The 15960-nt window shown below is 69.1% G+C and carries 14 protein-coding genes; 9 read left to right on the top strand and 5 right to left on the bottom strand.

The features are described 5' to 3' along the window. Genes MRS60_RS16195 through MRS60_RS16185 form a run of 3 tightly spaced genes read left to right on the top strand, consistent with a single transcriptional unit; the run spans position 1 to position 3150 of the window. Entirely contained in the window at positions 1 to 999 is a 999-nt protein-coding gene (locus MRS60_RS16195) for an ABC transporter ATP-binding protein (protein WP_034179454.1), read from the top strand. Further along, a complete protein-coding gene (locus tag MRS60_RS16190) occupies positions 996 to 2012 on the top strand; it encodes a peptide ABC transporter ATP-binding protein (protein ID WP_034179285.1) in 1017 nt (338 codons plus the stop codon). Before MRS60_RS16195 ends, MRS60_RS16190 begins: the two co-directional genes overlap by 4 nt. Next, positions 2005 to 3150: a TraB/GumN family protein gene (locus MRS60_RS16185; protein ID WP_034179284.1), complete on the top strand. Its 1146-nt coding sequence runs from the start codon at positions 2005 to 2007 to the stop codon at positions 3148 to 3150. The genes MRS60_RS16190 and MRS60_RS16185 overlap by 8 nt, the downstream gene beginning before the upstream one ends. Positions 3151 to 3709: 559 nt before the next feature. On the opposite strand, the gene pxpA is transcribed toward MRS60_RS16185, so the two are convergent. The 3 genes from pxpA to pxpB are packed head-to-tail and all read right to left on the bottom strand — an operon-like array spanning position 3710 to position 6250. Continuing rightward, a complete protein-coding gene (gene pxpA, locus MRS60_RS16180; protein WP_034179283.1) occupies positions 3710 to 4474 on the bottom strand; it encodes a 5-oxoprolinase subunit PxpA in 765 nt (254 codons plus the stop codon). Between the two features lie 55 nt (positions 4475 to 4529). Continuing rightward, complete coding sequence (locus tag MRS60_RS16175; protein WP_243564992.1) at positions 4530 to 5597, bottom strand: biotin-dependent carboxyltransferase family protein; 1068 nt, start codon at positions 5595 to 5597, stop codon at positions 4530 to 4532. Next, positions 5594 to 6250 carry a 5-oxoprolinase subunit PxpB gene (gene pxpB, locus MRS60_RS16170; protein WP_034179281.1) on the bottom strand — a complete coding sequence of 219 codons (657 nt, stop codon included), beginning with the start codon at positions 6248 to 6250 and terminating at the stop codon, positions 5594 to 5596. Before pxpB ends, MRS60_RS16175 begins: the two co-directional genes overlap by 4 nt. A 148-nt stretch (positions 6251 to 6398) precedes the next feature. Here pxpB and MRS60_RS16165 point away from each other — a divergent pair, with 148 nt between their 5' ends. Next, positions 6399 to 6911 carry a winged helix DNA-binding protein gene (locus MRS60_RS16165; protein ID WP_034179280.1) on the top strand — a complete coding sequence of 171 codons (513 nt, stop codon included), beginning with the start codon at positions 6399 to 6401 and terminating at the stop codon, positions 6909 to 6911. Between the two features lie 86 nt (positions 6912 to 6997). Here MRS60_RS16165 and MRS60_RS16160 read toward each other — a convergent pair whose 3' ends face one another. Further along, positions 6998 to 7606 carry a 5-formyltetrahydrofolate cyclo-ligase gene (locus MRS60_RS16160; protein WP_051983605.1) on the bottom strand — a complete coding sequence of 203 codons (609 nt, stop codon included), beginning with the start codon at positions 7604 to 7606 and terminating at the stop codon, positions 6998 to 7000. 8 nt (positions 7607 to 7614) lie between these two features. Here MRS60_RS16160 and MRS60_RS16155 point away from each other — a divergent pair, with 8 nt between their 5' ends. From MRS60_RS16155 to MRS60_RS16140, 4 genes are all read left to right on the top strand, one after another. Then, positions 7615 to 9567 carry a lytic transglycosylase domain-containing protein gene (locus MRS60_RS16155; RefSeq protein ID WP_034179278.1) on the top strand — a complete coding sequence of 651 codons (1953 nt, stop codon included), beginning with the start codon at positions 7615 to 7617 and terminating at the stop codon, positions 9565 to 9567. Between the two features lie 348 nt (positions 9568 to 9915). Next, positions 9916 to 10875 carry a complex I NDUFA9 subunit family protein gene (locus MRS60_RS16150; RefSeq protein ID WP_105389535.1) on the top strand — a complete coding sequence of 320 codons (960 nt, stop codon included), beginning with the start codon at positions 9916 to 9918 and terminating at the stop codon, positions 10873 to 10875. A gap of 64 nt (positions 10876 to 10939) precedes the next feature. Next, positions 10940 to 11587, top strand: coding sequence for a glutathione S-transferase family protein (locus MRS60_RS16145; RefSeq protein WP_034179276.1), 648 nt, complete (start codon positions 10940 to 10942; stop codon positions 11585 to 11587). Next, entirely contained in the window at positions 11584 to 12825 is a 1242-nt protein-coding gene (locus tag MRS60_RS16140; RefSeq protein ID WP_034179275.1) for a multifunctional CCA addition/repair protein, read from the top strand. The genes MRS60_RS16145 and MRS60_RS16140 overlap by 4 nt, the downstream gene beginning before the upstream one ends. A gap of 51 nt (positions 12826 to 12876) precedes the next feature. On the opposite strand, the gene MRS60_RS16135 is transcribed toward MRS60_RS16140, so the two are convergent. Continuing rightward, positions 12877 to 13677 carry a helix-turn-helix domain-containing protein gene (locus tag MRS60_RS16135; RefSeq protein ID WP_243564991.1) on the bottom strand — a complete coding sequence of 267 codons (801 nt, stop codon included), beginning with the start codon at positions 13675 to 13677 and terminating at the stop codon, positions 12877 to 12879. Between the two features lie 430 nt (positions 13678 to 14107). Here MRS60_RS16135 and MRS60_RS16130 point away from each other — a divergent pair, with 430 nt between their 5' ends. Continuing rightward, complete coding sequence (locus MRS60_RS16130) at positions 14108 to 15958, top strand: M24 family metallopeptidase (RefSeq protein ID WP_243564990.1); 1851 nt, start codon at positions 14108 to 14110, stop codon at positions 15956 to 15958. Positions 15959 to 15960 lie beyond the last annotated feature (2 nt).

Here is a 15960-nt window from a genome sequence, read left to right as displayed (position 1 = left end):
ATGAGCCAAGATCTTCTGACCATCCGCAATCTCGCGGTGAACTTCAACGGTCTCCCCGCGGTCGACCGGATCAACATGTCGATCGCGCCGGGCGAGGTGGTGGGCGTCGTCGGCGAATCGGGCTCGGGCAAGAGCGTGACGATGATGGCGCTGATGGGCCTGATCGACGCGCCGGGCAAGGTGACGGCCGACGAGGTCACGTTCAACGGCGTCGACCTGCTGAAGGCGTCGGCGAAGGCGCGCCGCAAGATCGTCGGCAAGGACATCGCGATGGTGTTCCAGGACGCGCTGACGAGCCTGAACCCGAGCTATACGGTCGGCTACCAGATCAAGGAGGTGCTGAAGCTGCACGAAGGCCTGCGCGGCGACGCGCTGCACCGGCGCGCGCTCGAACTGCTCGACCAGGTCGGCATTCCCGATGCGAAGAACCGCATCGCGTCGTTCCCGCACCAGATGTCGGGCGGGATGAACCAGCGCGTGATGATCGCGATGGCCGTCGCGTGCAACCCGAAGCTGCTGATCGCCGACGAGCCGACCACCGCGCTCGACGTGACGATCCAGGCGCAGATCATGGATCTGCTGGTGAAGCTGCAGAAGGAGCGCGGGATGGCGCTCGTGCTGATCTCGCACGACCTGGCAGTGGTGTCGGAGGTCGCGCAGCGCGTCGCGGTGATGTACGCGGGCGAGATCATCGAGACCAACAGCGTGCCCGAGATCTTCCGCACGCCGCATCATCCGTACACCGAAGCGCTGCTCGCGGCGATTCCCGAGCACAATAAGGGGGCGCGTCGCCTTGCCGCATTGCCCGGCATGGTGCCGGGCCGCGATGATCGCCCGTCCGGATGCCTGTTCGCGCCGCGCTGCAAGTACGTGGTCGACGATTGCCGCAAGGCGCGGCCGGCGCTCGACACGCTGGTGTCCGGCAACGATGCGATGCGCGCACGCTGCATCAAGCCGCTCCATGTTTCCAACCTCGACCTGACGGGAGGCGCACGATGAACGCAGTCCACGAAACGCGCGCCACGCCGCACGACGACGACGTCGTACTGGTCGCCGACCAGCTCGCGAAGCACTACACGGTCAAGCGCGGCATGTTCGGCCAGGGCACGGTGAAGGCGCTCAACGGCGTGTCGTTTTCGCTGAAGCGCGGCAAGACGCTCGCCGTCGTCGGCGAATCCGGTTGCGGGAAGTCGACGCTCGCGCGGCAGCTGACGATGATCGAGACGCCGACGTCCGGCCACCTGTCGATCGATGGCAAGGACGTCGCGGGCGCGGACCGCCACCGGGTCGCCGACCTGCGCCGCCGCGTGCAGATGGTGTTCCAGAACCCGTTCGCGTCGCTCAACCCGCGCAAGACCGTCGAGCAGACGCTCTCCGAGCCGCTCGAGATCAACGCGAACCTGACGGCCGCCGAGCGCGCGCAGCGCATCGCGCAGATCATGCGCACGGTCGGCCTGCGGCCCGAGCACGCGAAGCGTTATCCGCACATGTTCTCGGGCGGCCAGCGGCAGCGTGTCGCGATCGCGCGCGCGATGATCCTCGATCCGCGGATCGTCGTCGCCGACGAGCCGGTGTCCGCGCTCGACGTGTCGATCCAGGCGCAGATCCTGAACCTGTTCATGGATCTGCAGGAGCAGTTCAAGACGAGCTACGTGTTCATCTCGCACAACCTGTCGGTGGTCGAGCATGTCGCGGACGACGTGATGGTGATGTACTTCGGCAGCGTGGCCGAGCTCGGCGACAAGGAGACGATCTACGCGCGGCCGCGCCATCCGTACACGCGCGCGCTGATGTCGGCGACGCCGGCGATCTTCGAGGAAGACCGCCGCGTGCAGATCAAGCTGCAGGGCGAACTGCCGTCGCCGCTCAATCCGCCGTCGGGCTGCGCGTTCCACCAGCGCTGCCCGTATGCGGTAGAGCGCTGCCGCGTCGAGGAGCCGCAACTGCGCGAGGTCGACGGACGGCGCGTGGCCTGCCATCGCGCCGAGGAGGTAGGGGAGGCGAATGCCTGAAGCGTTGGCGGCGCGCGTGTCCGGCGCGCGCCGTTCGGGGGCAAGCAGCGCGCGCGTGATGCGCGCGTACCGCTACGCGCGGCGCTGGAGCGTGCGCACCGTTACGGGCGCGGCGCTGGCCGGTGCGTGCGTGGCGGCCAGCCTCGCGGTTCCCGTCGAGGCCGCGCGCGCCGAAGGGCGCGCGCCGGCCACCTCGCCGATTCATCCGTCGCAAGTCCCGCCGCCCGGCATGAGCCTGCCGGGCTTTCACGCGCCTGCCGTGTCGAACGGCACGGTCGCGAGCGGCGCGGTGCGCGTGCAGCCCGCGCGCATGCCGTTCTACGTCGCGACCAGGGGCAAGGTCACGCTCTACGTGCTCGGCACGCTGCACACGGGCGACCCGTCCGACTACCCGAGCGCGCAGCCGTTCCGGCCGCGCATCCTCGCGGCGCTCGCCGCGTCGCCGACGCTCGCGCTCGAACTGTCGCCCGACGACCTGCTCGAATCGCAGGACGACGTGTCGAAGTACGGCGTGTGCCGCTACCCGTGCCTGCAGCGCCTGCTGCCCGAGCCGCTGTGGCAGCGGCTCGCGGCGCGCCTGCGCGGCAACCCGGCCGCGCTCGCCGAGATCCGCAAGATGCGGCCGTGGCTCGCGGCGCTCGTCGTCGAGACCTACGATTCGCTGTCGGCCGGCCTGCAGACCGAATACGGCACCGAGGCGCAACTGCAGAACGTGTTCCTGAAGAAGAAGGGCGGCCGCGTGATCGGGCTCGAGACGCTCGCCGAACAGATGCGCGCGTTCACCGGGCTGACGCTGGCCGAGCAGCGCGAGATGCTCGCGCAGGACATGGTGCAGACACCCGCGCAGAACGCGGACGACATCAAGGCGCTGCACCGGCTGTGGCGAATTGGCGACGCCGACGCGATCTCGGCCTGGGCCGTCGCGAAGAGCGAGCGGCTCGCGCGTTCGAAGGCGTTGTCGGCGTCGATCGACAACAAGATCCTGTACGAGCGCAACCGGCGCTTCGTTGCACGGATGACGGCAATCGCCGCGCCGAACCGGCCGCTGTTCGTCGCGATCGGCGCGCTGCATCTGGGCGGCTCGCGCGGCGTGCTCGAATTGTTGCGCCAGCAAGGATACCGGGTCGACGCGAACTGATCGCGCCCGGCGGCATGCACCGATCTTCCCCTGTTTGATTGCCATCGCGCGCACGTCGCGAGGCGCCGGTGCGGCCGCGGCAATCGATAAGGAAAACCCTTGAATCGTCGGAAAATAGCGTTTGAAACGATTGACATCCTGTTCTGCCAATATCTATTCTTCACCCCACAAGTTGAAAAAATGAAAAGAATAGATAAGTTCTACGGGGTAGCAGAAATAAAGCGCGGGGTTAGCGTTGCCGGCACGTGAAGCGCGTGCCGGCCGCGGAGTGTCTGCATGCACGGCGGGGCCAATCATCGTCGGACACAACAAATGCATGCGGGCCGACTTGCAGATAAGCAACGTTCCGTCGTCTGACCGGGGAATGCAGTGATCGGGCGATGGCGGACGTTTTTTAATCCGGAATGTTTTTCCGGTCACCGTCGAAAGACGGTTTCGGGGGGCGAATCGACAGACGGCGAAGCCGCAGCGATTGCGCCAACGTAAAAGCGCCACGAGGGCGCTTTTTTCTTTTGGGCGACGGATGCGTGCAATGCACGTGTCACGCGACGGATACGCGTCACGCGCCTTCGTCGGCCTGTAGCGCGCCAGGTGCCACGACGTCGACACCCGCCGCCTCGAGCGCCGCGCGGATCCGCTTCGCGAACGCCAGCGCATGCGGCCCGTCGCCGTGCAGGCAGACGGTCTGCGCGTTCAGCGGCACCCATTCGCCGCTCAATGCACGCACGTGCCGGTTGCGCACCATGTCGAGCGTGCGCGCGAGCACCGCCTCTTCGTCGTCGATCAGCGCGCCGGGCTGGCTGCGCGGCACGAGCGAGCCGTCGGCGCGGTAGCCGCGATCGGCGAACACTTCCTCCACCGCGGCGAGCCCCGCCTGCCGCGCGGCCGCGACGAACACGCTGTTCGCGAGCCCGAACACCGCGAGCGACGGATCGAAATCGTGGATCGCAGACACCACGGCATCGGCGATCATCGGGTCGCGCGCGGCCTGGTTGTACAGCGCGCCGTGCGGCTTCACGTGCGCGATGCGCCCGCCTTCGGCCTGCGCGATCGCCGACAGCGCGCCGAGCTGGTACAGCACGCCGGCGTAGATGTCGCCGGCCGGCAGCTGCATTTCCTTGCGGCCGAAATTCTCCGGATCGTGAAAGCTCGGGTGCGCGCCGATCGACACGCCTTTCTGCACGGACCAGCGCACGCAGTCGCGCATCGCATTGGCGCCGCCCGCGTGCCAGCCGCATGCGATGTTCGCCGACGTGACGAGGTCGAGCAGCGCCTCGTCCGATCCGCATCCTTCGCCGAGATCGGCATTCAGATCGATTTCCATGATGTTCCTCGTCCACTGATTGCGTGGCGCGTCTTCCGTACCGCTTCCGCCATTGTCACGCCGCGCGCGATTGGGCGCGGCGGCGCGCTTCCTCGCGCATGTCGATCGCGATGTCGATCTGCCGCAGATACGCACGTTCCGCGGCGAGGGCGGCACGCGCCGCGTCGGGTGTCGTGCGCACGAAGCGGATCGGCAGGTTGAGCCGCGCCTGTGCGAGCTTCCACAGGTCGGCGCGGATCACCGTGCCGATCTTCGGATAGCCGCCGGTGGTCTGCGCGTCGTGCATCAGCACGATGGGCTGGCCGTTCGGCGGCACCTGGATCGTGCCGGGCAGCACCGCGTGCGACAGCAGCTCGGCCGGCCGCTCGCGCACGAGCTCGGCGCCGGCGAGGCGATAGCCCATCCGGTTGCTGTTCGCGGTGACGAGCCATTCGTCGTCCCAGAACGCCTGCTGCGAATCGGCTGCGAACGACGCGTAGTCGGGGCCCGGCAGTACGCGCACGGGCATCGCCCACGGCGCATGCGCGGGGCGGTGGCGGCGCGGCGGCTCGTCGACGCGCGCGAACGCGCACCACGCGGGCGCCTTCACGCCGAATTCGGGCGCGTCGGCCGCGAGGCAGCCCGCGCCGGCCGGCGGCACGCCGACCGGGAGCCGATCGCCGTCGCGCAGCGTGCGGCCGCCGAGGCCGCCGAAGCGCGACGCGAGATCGGTGCTGCGCGAGCCGAGCATCGGCAGCACGTCGATGCCGCCCGCGATGCACAGGTAGCCGCGCATCCCGCGTTTCGCGGCCGGCAGCACGAGCATCTGCCCGGCTTCGACCGGCAGGCTCCACCACGAATGCACGCGCCGGCCGTCGAGCGCCGCGCCGAACTCGGTGCCGGTGATCGCGATGCGGGTGGCGCGCGTGAAGCGGAATGCGGTCGGGCCGATCGTGATCTCGACGGCCGCCGCGTCGGGGCGGTTGCCGACGAGCCGGTTGCCGACCTCGAGCGCGAGGCCGTCGAGCGCGCCGCCCTGCGCGACGCCGAGATGGCGCGCGCCGCGGCGCCCGAGATCCTGCACGGTCGACAGCGGGCCGGCCCGCACCACCTCGATGGTGCCCGGTGCGTTGCTCTGGGTCATCGTGCGTCGACTCCTGCAATGGTGAAGCGCACGCGGTCGCCGGGCAGCAGCAGCGTCGGCTGCGGCCGCGCCGGATCGAACAGCACCTGCGACGTGCGGCCGATCAACTGCCAGCCGCCGGGCGACGTGGCCGGGTAGATGCCCGTCTGCGCGCCGCCGATGCCGACCGAGCCGGCCGGCACCTCGAGGCGCGGCGCCGCGCGGCGTGGCGTATGCAGCGACGCGTCGAGGCCGCCGAGATACGCGAAACCCGGCTGGAAGCCGATGAAGAACACGACGTATTCGCCGGCCGCGTGGCGCGCGACGACCTCGTCGGCCGACAGGCCCGTGTGCGCGGCGACGGCCGCCAGATCGGGGCCGGCGGCACCGCCGTATTCGACCGGGATCTCGACGTCGCGACCGTCCGCGTGCTCGACGTCGGCGGTCTCCCACGCGTCGCGCAGCGCCGGCGTGAGCGACTCGGCCGTCGCGGCGAGCGGGTCGAACACGATGGTCAGGTTGTTCATGCCCGGCACGACGTCGATCACGTCGGGCCACGCGCGCGCGGCCTCGGCAACGGCCCAGACGCGGCGCTGGCAATCGAGCGTGGCGGGCGGCGGCACCTCGCAGACGAGGGCGGCATCGCCGAGCGGATAAAAGCGGGGTTGCGTCATCGGACTGGCACGGTTCGGACGGCAATGTTAGCGCACATTGTCAACAAAATATCGACAACTTACCAATAAGCGTTTTCGCCTAGCCCGTATACAGGGGCTTCTGACGTACACTCGGCACACCCTGACATCCTGCTTGCGCCGCCTTTCCATGAAGCGTTCTCCGACCAAGATCGTGTCATCCGAACACCTCGTTTCCGATTCGAGCGCGGAGCTGTCGGAGCTCGAATACGGGCTCATCATGGCCGGCAACGCGTTCAACCGCTGGATGGTGCGCTGCATGTCGGCGGCCGGCGCGAAGGACATGACGGCGGTCGAGGTGTCGCTGCTGCATCACGTGAGCCATCGCGAACGCAAGAAGAAGCTCGCCGACATCTGCTTCGTGCTCAATATCGAGGATACGCACGTCGCGACCTATGCGCTGAAAAAACTGATCGCGCGCGGCTACGTGAAGAGCGAGAAAAACGGCAAGGAAGTGTTCTTCTTCGCGACCGACGCGGGCCGCGACCTGTGCCTGAAGTATCGCGAGGTGCGCGAGCACTGCCTGATCGAGACGCTGAAGGACAGCGGGCTCACCAACGAGCAGATCGGCGACGCGGCGCAGTTGCTGCGCCACGCATCGGGCCTGTACGACACGGCCGCGCGCGCGGCGGCGTCGTTGTAAACGTCGCTGTAAACGATTGCGGAAAGTGTTGCGCGCGGCGTTGCGCTGACGGGCGTGCGGCGACGGCCGTGGCGCCGCGCGCCGCGTCATCCGGCGGCCGGATAGAGCGCGCCGTCGGTCACGATCCAGCGCAGCGCGAGATCGTGCGCTTCGGCCGGCAGCGCGTCGACGCGGCACGCTTCATACGCGATGCCGACCGTCACCGGCAGCGTGTCGCCCGGCCACGCGGCGAGCGTGCGATCGTAGTAGCCGCCGCCGTAGCCGAGCCGGTAGCGCTGCGGATCGAATCCCACGCAGGGAATCAGCAGCAGGTCGGGCACGACGACGATTCCCGCCGCCGGTTCCGGAATCCGGTGATGACCCTCGCGCATCGGCGTGTGTGCGTCCCACGCATGGAACGCGAGCGGCGTGTGCCGCTCGCCGATCACGGGCAGCGCGGCGCGCCGGCCGGCGCCTGCCGCACACCATGAGAGCACCGCATCGCGCGCATCGAATTCGCCCGGCAGCGGCCAGTAGAACCCGACCGTGCGCGGCGCGAGCCGGTCGAGCAGCGTGCGCAGCCGCGCGTCGAGCGCGGCGTTCGCGGCGGGCTGCGACGCGGCGTCGCGACGTGCGCCGGACAGCGTTTTGCGCAGTGCAGCCTTCGGGTTCGGCACAGGGTGGCGTGCTATGCTTTCGCTCAATTCGTGCTCCATTCAAAACGATGTCGAACAGCCTTTTCCGAGTATATCGCGCGGTCGCGCTGACGCTTTCGGCGGCCGCGCTGGTCGCGGGCACGGCCGCGTGCGCCGCGCCGGGCGACGACACGGTCGCCGGGGATGACCAGATCTTCGTGCAGCTTCGCGAAGCCGCACGCCGCAACGACGCCGCGAAAGCCGCGCAGCTTGCGTCGATGATCCCGAACTATCCGGTCCCGTCCTACGTCGAGTATTTCCAGATCAAGCCGCAGCTGTTCGATTCGACGGGCCGTGCGCGCGTCGACGCGCCGGACGCGCCGGTGCAGTCGTTCCTGCAGCGCTACGACGGCCAGGCGATCGCCGACCGCCTGCGCAACGACTACCTGCTCGTGCTCGGCGCGCGCCACGACTGGCGCAGCTTCGACGATCAATACAAGCGCTTCGTGCTCGACGACGACACGCAGGTCAGGTGCTACGCGCTCGAATCGCGCGCGGCGCGCGGCGAGAACGTCGCCGATGCGGCGCGCGCGCTGCTCGTCGAGCCGAAGAATTACGGCGACGCTTGCGTCGACCTGATCACCGCGCTCACGGTCAACCAGCAGTTCACGAGCGACGACGTGTGGCAGCAGGCGCGCCTCGCGTACGAGCAGAACTACACGACGCTCGGCGGCAAGATCGTCGACGCGCTCGGCCCGCGCCCGGTCGCCTTCGACCAGGCGACGAGCGCGCCGCCGCTGTTCCTCGCGCGCGGCGTCGGCCCCGACGCGACGTCGCACCAGCTCGCGCTGATCGCGCTCGGCCGCATGGCGCGCAACGATCCGGACGCGGCCGCCGGGATGCTGACGTCGGTCGCCGGCTCGCTCACGAAACAGGAGCAGGCGATCGCATGGGGCGCGATCGGTTACCAGGGCGCGATCAAGCGCTCGCCGCTCGCGTCGGTCTGGTACGCGAAATCCGCGAACGCGCCGCTGTCGAACCCGGGCTACGAATGGCGCACGCGCGCCGCGCTGCTCGCCGGCAACTGGCCGATGGTGCGCTGGTCGATCGAGCAGATGCCGCCGTCGCTGCGCAGCGATCCGGCGTGGATCTACTGGCATGCGCGCGCGCTCAAGCAGAGCGGCGACACGCTGCAGGCGAACCAGGAATTCGAGCAGGTCGCGGGCCAGTTCAACTTCTACGGGCAGCTCGCCGGCGAAGAGCTCGGCCAGCGCACGACGGTCCCGCCGCGCACGAAGGTGAGCGACGCCGAGATCGACGCGATGGGCAAGATTCCGGGCTTCGCGCTCGCACAGCGCTTCTACGCGCTGAACCTGCGCCTCGAAGGCAACCGCGAATGGAACTGGCCGCTGCGCGGGATGACCGATCGCCAGCTGCTCGCGGCCGCCGAGTACGGCAAGCGCGTCGAGCTGCTCGACCGCACGGTCAACACGGCCGACCGCACGAAGGCCGAGCACGACTTCACGCTGCGCTACCCGTCGCCGTACCGCAACATCGTCGAGCGCTATGCGCAATCGACGGGCCTCGACATCGAGTGGGCGTACGGGCTGATCCGCCAGGAGTCGCGCTTCATCACGAGCGCGCGTTCGTCGGTGGGTGCGGGCGGCCTGATGCAGCTGATGCCGGCCACCGCCCAGCTCGTCGCGAAGAAGCTCGGCATGGGCACGATCACGCGCGCACAGATGCACGACATCGATACCAACATCCAGCTCGGCACCTGGTATCTGGCGGACATCTACAACAACTTCGACAGCTCGCCGGTGCTGGCCACCGCCGGCTACAACGCGGGCCCGGGCCGGCCGCGCCAGTGGCGCCAGGTGTTGACGCAGCCGGTCGAAGGCGCGATCTTCGCGGAGACGATTCCGTTCAACGAGACGCGCGACTACGTGAAGAACGTGCTGTCGAATACCGTCTACTACGCGGCGCTCTTCGAGGGCAAACCGCAGTCGTTGAAGAAACGTCTAGGCATGATCTCGCCCTGATCCGCAATCTTCACACTGCCGCGCGAGACGCGGCAGTGTTCTTAAGGGCCTGTTCACGCTAATAACGGACTTGCGAACGTGCCTTGCCGGCTGCGGTGCAAGAAGCAAGGAGGCGCCGTTTGACCGAGCCGGACAAGCGACGCGCGACGCCGCAATGCGGCCGGCAAGGCACGTTCCCCTGACCGGGAAAAAGTCATGAATGGGGCTGGCCGCCAGAAGGGCCGATCGCTGCGTCATGCTCCTTGCGAATACGTCGAGTATTCGCTTCGTCGCAGTCCTTGCGCTCGGCCCTTCTGGCGGCCAGCGAAAGTCCGTTATTAGCGTGAACAGGCCCTAGGAGTGTCGAACATGGATCGTCAGACCGTCGCGCTGCTGGGCGGCACCGGCTTCATCGGCAGCCGGCTCGTCAATGCGCTGATCGACGCCGGCAAGCAGGTACGGATCGGCACGCGGCGGCGCGACCACGCGCGCCATCTGCAGATGCTGCCGGTCGAGATCGTCGAGCTCGAAGCGCTCGACACGCGCACGCTCGCGCGCTTCGTCGCCGGCGCGCACGCGGCGATCAATCTGGTCGGCGTGCTGCACGGCGGCCGCGGCACGCCGTACGGGCCCGGTTTCGAGCGCGCGCACGTCGCGCTGCCGGCCGCGCTCGCGAGCGCGTGCACCGAGGTCGGCGTGCGGCGCCTGCTGCACATGAGCGCGCTCGGCGCCGATTCGCACGGCGCGAGCATGTACCAGCGCTCGAAGGGCGACGGCGAAGCGGCGCTGCATGCGATCGCGGCGACCGATTCGCTCGAGCTGACGATCTTCCGCCCGTCGGTCGTGTTCGGCCCCGGCGACTCATTCCTCAATACGTTCGCGAACCTGCAGCGCACGGTGCCCGTGCTGCCGCTCGCGATGCCCGACGCGCGCTTCCAGCCGGTGTTCGTCGGCGATGTCGTGCGCGCGTTCGTCAACACGCTCGATCTCGCGGCCGCGCACGGCAAGACCTACGAGCTCGGCGGCCCGACCGTCTATACGCTCGAGCAGCTGGTGCGCTATTGCGGCACGCTGGTCGGCCGGCAGGCACGCATCGTGCGGCTGCCCGACGCGCTCGCGCGGCTGCAGGCAAGCGTGTTCGAGTGCCTGCCCGGCGAACCGGTACTCACGCGCGACAATCTCGCGTCGATGTCGGTGCCGAACGTGCTGTCGGGGCCGCTCGCGCCGGAACTCGGGATCTCGCCCGCGAGTCTCGAAAGCATTGCGCCCGCGTATCTCGGCAAGGCCGCGGAGCGGTCGCGGTTCGACTGGTTCCGCTCGCGCCGCTAGGCGCGGCCGGGATGCCGTCGTTCAGCCTCTTCCTTTCCACCTTCGCGTTTTCCGGAACACCGTCATGAAACTCGTCATTGGAGACAAGAACTACTCGTCGTGGTCGATGCGCCCGTGGCTGCTGCTCGTGCATTTCGGCATCCCGTTCGACGAGATCGCGGTCGAGTTGCGCCGCGACGACACGGCCGCGCGCATCCTCGAGTATTCGCCGTCCGGCAAGGTGCCGTGCCTGGTCGACGACCACGGCGTCGCGATCTGGGATTCGCTCGCGATCGCCGAGACGCTCGCCGAGCGCTATCCGCAGTTCCCGATGTGGCCGGCCGATCCGCTCGAACGCGCGCATGCACGCTGCATCGCGGCCGAGATGCATTCGGGCTTCGCGGCGCTGCGCACGCAGATGGGCATGAACGTGCGCGCGTCGATGCCGGGGCGCGGCGCGACGCCCGACGCGCTCGCCGATGTCGCGCGCATCGACGCGCTGTGGAGCGCGTGCCTCGAGGCGTCGGGCGGGCCGTTCCTGTTCGGCGAGTTCGGGATCGCCGATGCGATGTATGCGCCCGTCGTGATGCGCTTCAACACGTACGAGCCGGGCCTGTCGCCGGACGCGGCCGGCTACGCGGCGCGCGTGACGGCGCTGCCGGCGGTGCAGCGGTGGATCGACGCGGCGCGCCGCGAGACCAACGTGATCGCCGAATACGAGCCGCAGCCATGAACATCTACGCAGTAGGCGGTGCGATCCGCGACGAATTGCTCGGCGTGCCCGTGCAGGACCGCGACTACGTGGTGGTGGGCGCGACGCCCGAGCAGATGGCCGCGCAGGGCTTCCGGCCGGTCGGCAAGGATTTTCCGGTGTTCCTGCATCCGCACACGCAGGAGGAATACGCGCTGGCGCGCACCGAGCGCAAGACGGCGGCCGGCTATCACGGCTTCCAGTTCCATTACGCGCCGGACGTGACGCTCGACGAGGATCTCGCGCGGCGCGACCTGACGATCAACGCGATGGCGCGCGAGGTGAGCCCGGAGGGCGCGCTGGTCGGGCCCGTGATCGACCCGTTCGACGGGCAGGCCGACCTGCGCGCGCGCGTGTTCCGGCACGTGAGCGACGCGTTCGTCGAGGATCCGGTGCGGATCCTGCGGATTGCGCGCTTCGCCGCGCGGTTCGCGGATTTCACGGTCGCCGACGAAACGCTCGCGCTGATGCGGCGGATGGTCGACGCAGGCGAGGCCGACGCGCTGGTGCCCGAGCGCGTGTGGCAGGAAATCGCGCGCGGGCTGATGGAGGCGAAGCCGTCGCGGATGTTCGCGGTGCTGCGCGACTGCGGCGCGCTCGCGCGCGTCCTGCCCGAGGTCGATGCGCTGTGGGGCGTGCCGCAGCGCGCCGACTATCACCCGGAAGTCGATACGGGCGTGCACGTGATGATGGTCGTCGACTACGCGGCGAAGCAGGGCTATTCGCTGCCGGTGCGCTTCGCGGCGCTCACGCACGATCTCGGCAAGGCGACGACGCCGGCGGACGTGCTGCCGCGCCACGTCGGCCACGAGGGCCGCAGCGTCGACCTGCTCAAGCCGTTGTGCGAGCGGCTGCGCGTGCCGAACGATTGCCGCGATCTGGCGCTCGTGGTCGCACGCGAGCACGGCAACCTGCATCGCGTGATGGAGATGGGCGCGGCCGCGCTGGTACGGCTGTTCGAGCGCAGCGACGCGCTGCGCAAGCCGGCGCGTTTCGCCGAGATGCTGCAGGCCTGCGAATCGGATGCGCGCGGGCGGCTCGGGCTCGACGCGCAGCCTTATCCGCAGGCCGAGCGGCTGCGCGTGGCGCTCGCGGCCGCGCGCAGCGTCGATGCCGGCGCGATCGCGCGCGGCATCGGCAACGAGGCGGAGAAGATCAAGGATGCCGTGCATCGCGCGCGGATCCAGGCCGTCGCGCAGGCGCTCGCGATCGGCGAATAAGGCGGCAGGTATGACGGCGGCGGGTGGCGGGCGGCGCGCGGCCGCCAGCCGTTACGGCTTCTTGCGCGCGGCTGCCTTGCGCGCCGGGGTTGCGGTCGCCGGACGTTTGCCGACCGATGCGCGCGGCTTGGCCGCAGCCTTCTTTTCCGCCGCGCCGGCCGGCCGTGCCGGATCGGCGTCGCGGCCGCGTTTCGGCGCCGGTTCGCGGCGGCTCGCGCGCGGCTCGCCCGGCGCAATGCGCACGCCGGGCTCGGGCTGCCTGATTTCCATCGTCGCGGACACGAATTCGGCGCAACTGTCGTCGAACAGCGGCAGCGTGCCGACCACGATCAGTTCGGCGGGCCCGTCGCCCACGTTGGCGACGCGATGCCGCTTGCGCGCGTCGAAGTGCAGCGAGTCGCCGGGCGCCAGCGGGTAATCCTTCTTGCCTACCGTATAGCAGATGCGGCCGGTCAGCACGTAGACGAATTCGTCGCCGCCGTGCGACACCCATTCCGAGCGGTAGCCTTCCATCATCTGCACCTTGACCGCGTTGATCTGGCTGCCGTCGAACGTGGTGGACAGCCGTTCGTACCACTGCGACGCGCTGTCGACCGCGTACGGCTTGCGGCTGCCTTCGTGCGAATCGGGCTGCGCCTGGCGCGGCTGGTCGATCAGCGCGCCGAGCGGCACGCCCAGCGCCTTCGCGACATTGACGAGCGACGACAGCGAGATGCCCGTGAGATGGCGCTCGACCTGCGACAGGAACCCGACCGACAGCTTCGCTTCGGTCGCGACTTCCAGCAGCGTCTTCTTCGCTTCCCGGCGCAGGCGGCGAATGCGCTGGCCGATACGCATGATGTCTGAATCCATGAATCTCTTTCGTGGCAACGAGTCGGGAGGCGAGCGGAGGGGCGGTGCAGTCGCCGGGACGTTGCTTTCCGCGCATCGCACGAAGCACGGCCGTCGGGACGACGATGCCGGCGCATTGTACCGCGCGGTGTCGCCGGGCGAGGCCACGCTGCGCCTGCGTGCGGAACCGTGTCGCCGATTTTAGTCCTACGAAAATTTTGGCTTGACCTCAATTTCAGCGTGCTCTAGATTCTGTCGCGCGCATCAAACAAAGTTAAGTGAGACAAAAATTTCCGCGGACCTGCCGCTGGCACTGCACAGCGGCCCGGCGGCGTGCAGTGCCGCGCGTCGCCCGACCATCGGCGCCGTGCCGCGACAAGCCTGCTTCAGGCATGCGCCCCGCCGCGTCACGCCGCCGGCCGCCGACAACCATGGATAACGTGGGCATCCGATGATCGATCGACTGAAATACAGCTTCTCCGGCCTTCCCCCCTACGACGCGTCCGTCGCCGACACGCAGGCCGGCCTGTCGCGCCTGCTCGACGCCGCGCGGCTCGACGCGGTGGTGGTCACGTCGCAGGACGAATACGTCACCGAGTACCTGCCGCGCAGCAATAACCCGCGCTACGCGCTGTCGGGCTTCGACGGCTCGGCCGGCTGCGGGATCTTCCTGAGCGCGGAGACCGCGCGGGCGCTCGGCGTGCCGCCGTTCGTGCTGTTCGTCGACGGCCGTTATCACCTGCAGGCCGAGCAGCAGTGCGATCCGGCGCGCGTGCGCATCGAGAAGCTCGGGATGAACCTGACGATCTGGCAGGCGATGGCCGACTGGCTGGTCGCGCATGCGAGCCGGCTCGCGCGGGTCGGCTACGACGGGCTGCGGATCAGCGTCGCGCAGCGCGACCGGTTGCTCGAGCAGACGCAGGCCGCGGTGCTCGACTGGACGAGCCTCGCCGATCGCGAGATCGACCGCGCGATCGCGCTGCCGGGCTGGGTCGTCGAGCGGCCGATCTTCGAGCTGCCGGAATCGATGACGGGCCTGAGCGTCGCGCAGAACCTCGACACGCTGAACCGCAAGCTCGCCGCGCATACCGGCGCGGCCGACGGCAAGGCCGCGTTCTTCACCTGCGCGTCGGACGATCTCGCGTATTTGCTGAACAGCCGCGGCTATCACATCCCGAATGCGTCGTCGCATCTCGGCTTCCTGTTCGCGGTCGGCGGGGAGGTCGCGCTGTTCCTGCCGGAAGGCTGCGACCGCTGCGAAGTCGCGCTCGAGTCGTATCCGGCGCTGCACGTGATCCGGCGCGACGTCGCGGCGCTCGAGCGCTTTCTCGCGCAGTTCGCGGTCGATCACGTGTGCTACGGCTTCGAATCGGTGAACTGCGCGCTCGTCGATGCGGTGAGCCGCGTGTGGCCGCACGCGCGGCATGCCGACTTCAATCCGGTCGAGGCGATGCGGGCCGCTAAGACGCCGGCGGTGCTCGACCGGTTCCGCGACGCGTTCGCGCGCAGCTCCGCGGCGATCGCCGAGACGATGCGCTGGGCGAAGACCGGCGAGCCGGGCGCACGCCACACCGAATACGACCTGGCGCGCACGATCAACGACGCGTACGGCGCGCGCTCGGCGGTCGCACTGACGTTTCCGTCGATCGCGGCGAACGGCGCGAACAGCGCGTTCGCGCACTACACGGCGGCGAGCGCCGACGTCGAGCTGACGGAAGGCGAACTCGTGCTGCTCGACAGCGGTGCGTACTACGAAGCCGGCTTCGCGACGGACTGCACGCGCGTCGTGCTGCGCCGCACGCGCGCGGATACGGTCGCGCAGCCGTGGCAGCGCGAGATCTACACGGTCGCGCTGAAGGCCTGCATCAAGGGGCTCGTCACGCGCTTCCCGGCCTCGGCGACGGGCGGCGACGTCGATGCGCTCGTGCGGCAGGTGTGCCGCGATCACGGCCACGATTACGGCCACGGCACCGGGCACGGCGTCGGGATCCACGTGCACGAAGGCGGCGTGCGTTTCGCGCCGGGCGCGAAATACGGGCTGGTGCCGAATGCGGTGATTTCGCTCGAGCCGGGCATCTACGTGCCGGGCAAGGGCGGCGTGCGGATCGAGAACATCGTGATCATCCGGCCGGACGAAGCGCAGCCGGATACGGTGACGTTCGAGAACATCGTGACGGTCGGCTACGACTGGGACCTGATCGATCTCGACCTGCTGGACGACGACGAGCGCGCGTACCTGTGCGACTACGAGCGGCTGTGCGTGGAGCGCGGCACGCAGGTCACCGCGTGTCCGCTGTTGTAAGG

This window comes from Burkholderia pyrrocinia (assembly GCF_022809715.1).
Lineage (GTDB): Bacteria > Pseudomonadota > Gammaproteobacteria > Burkholderiales > Burkholderiaceae > Burkholderia > Burkholderia pyrrocinia_C.
Note: the sequence above shows the minus strand (reverse complement) of the source record. Positions and strands in the feature narration are given on the sequence as shown.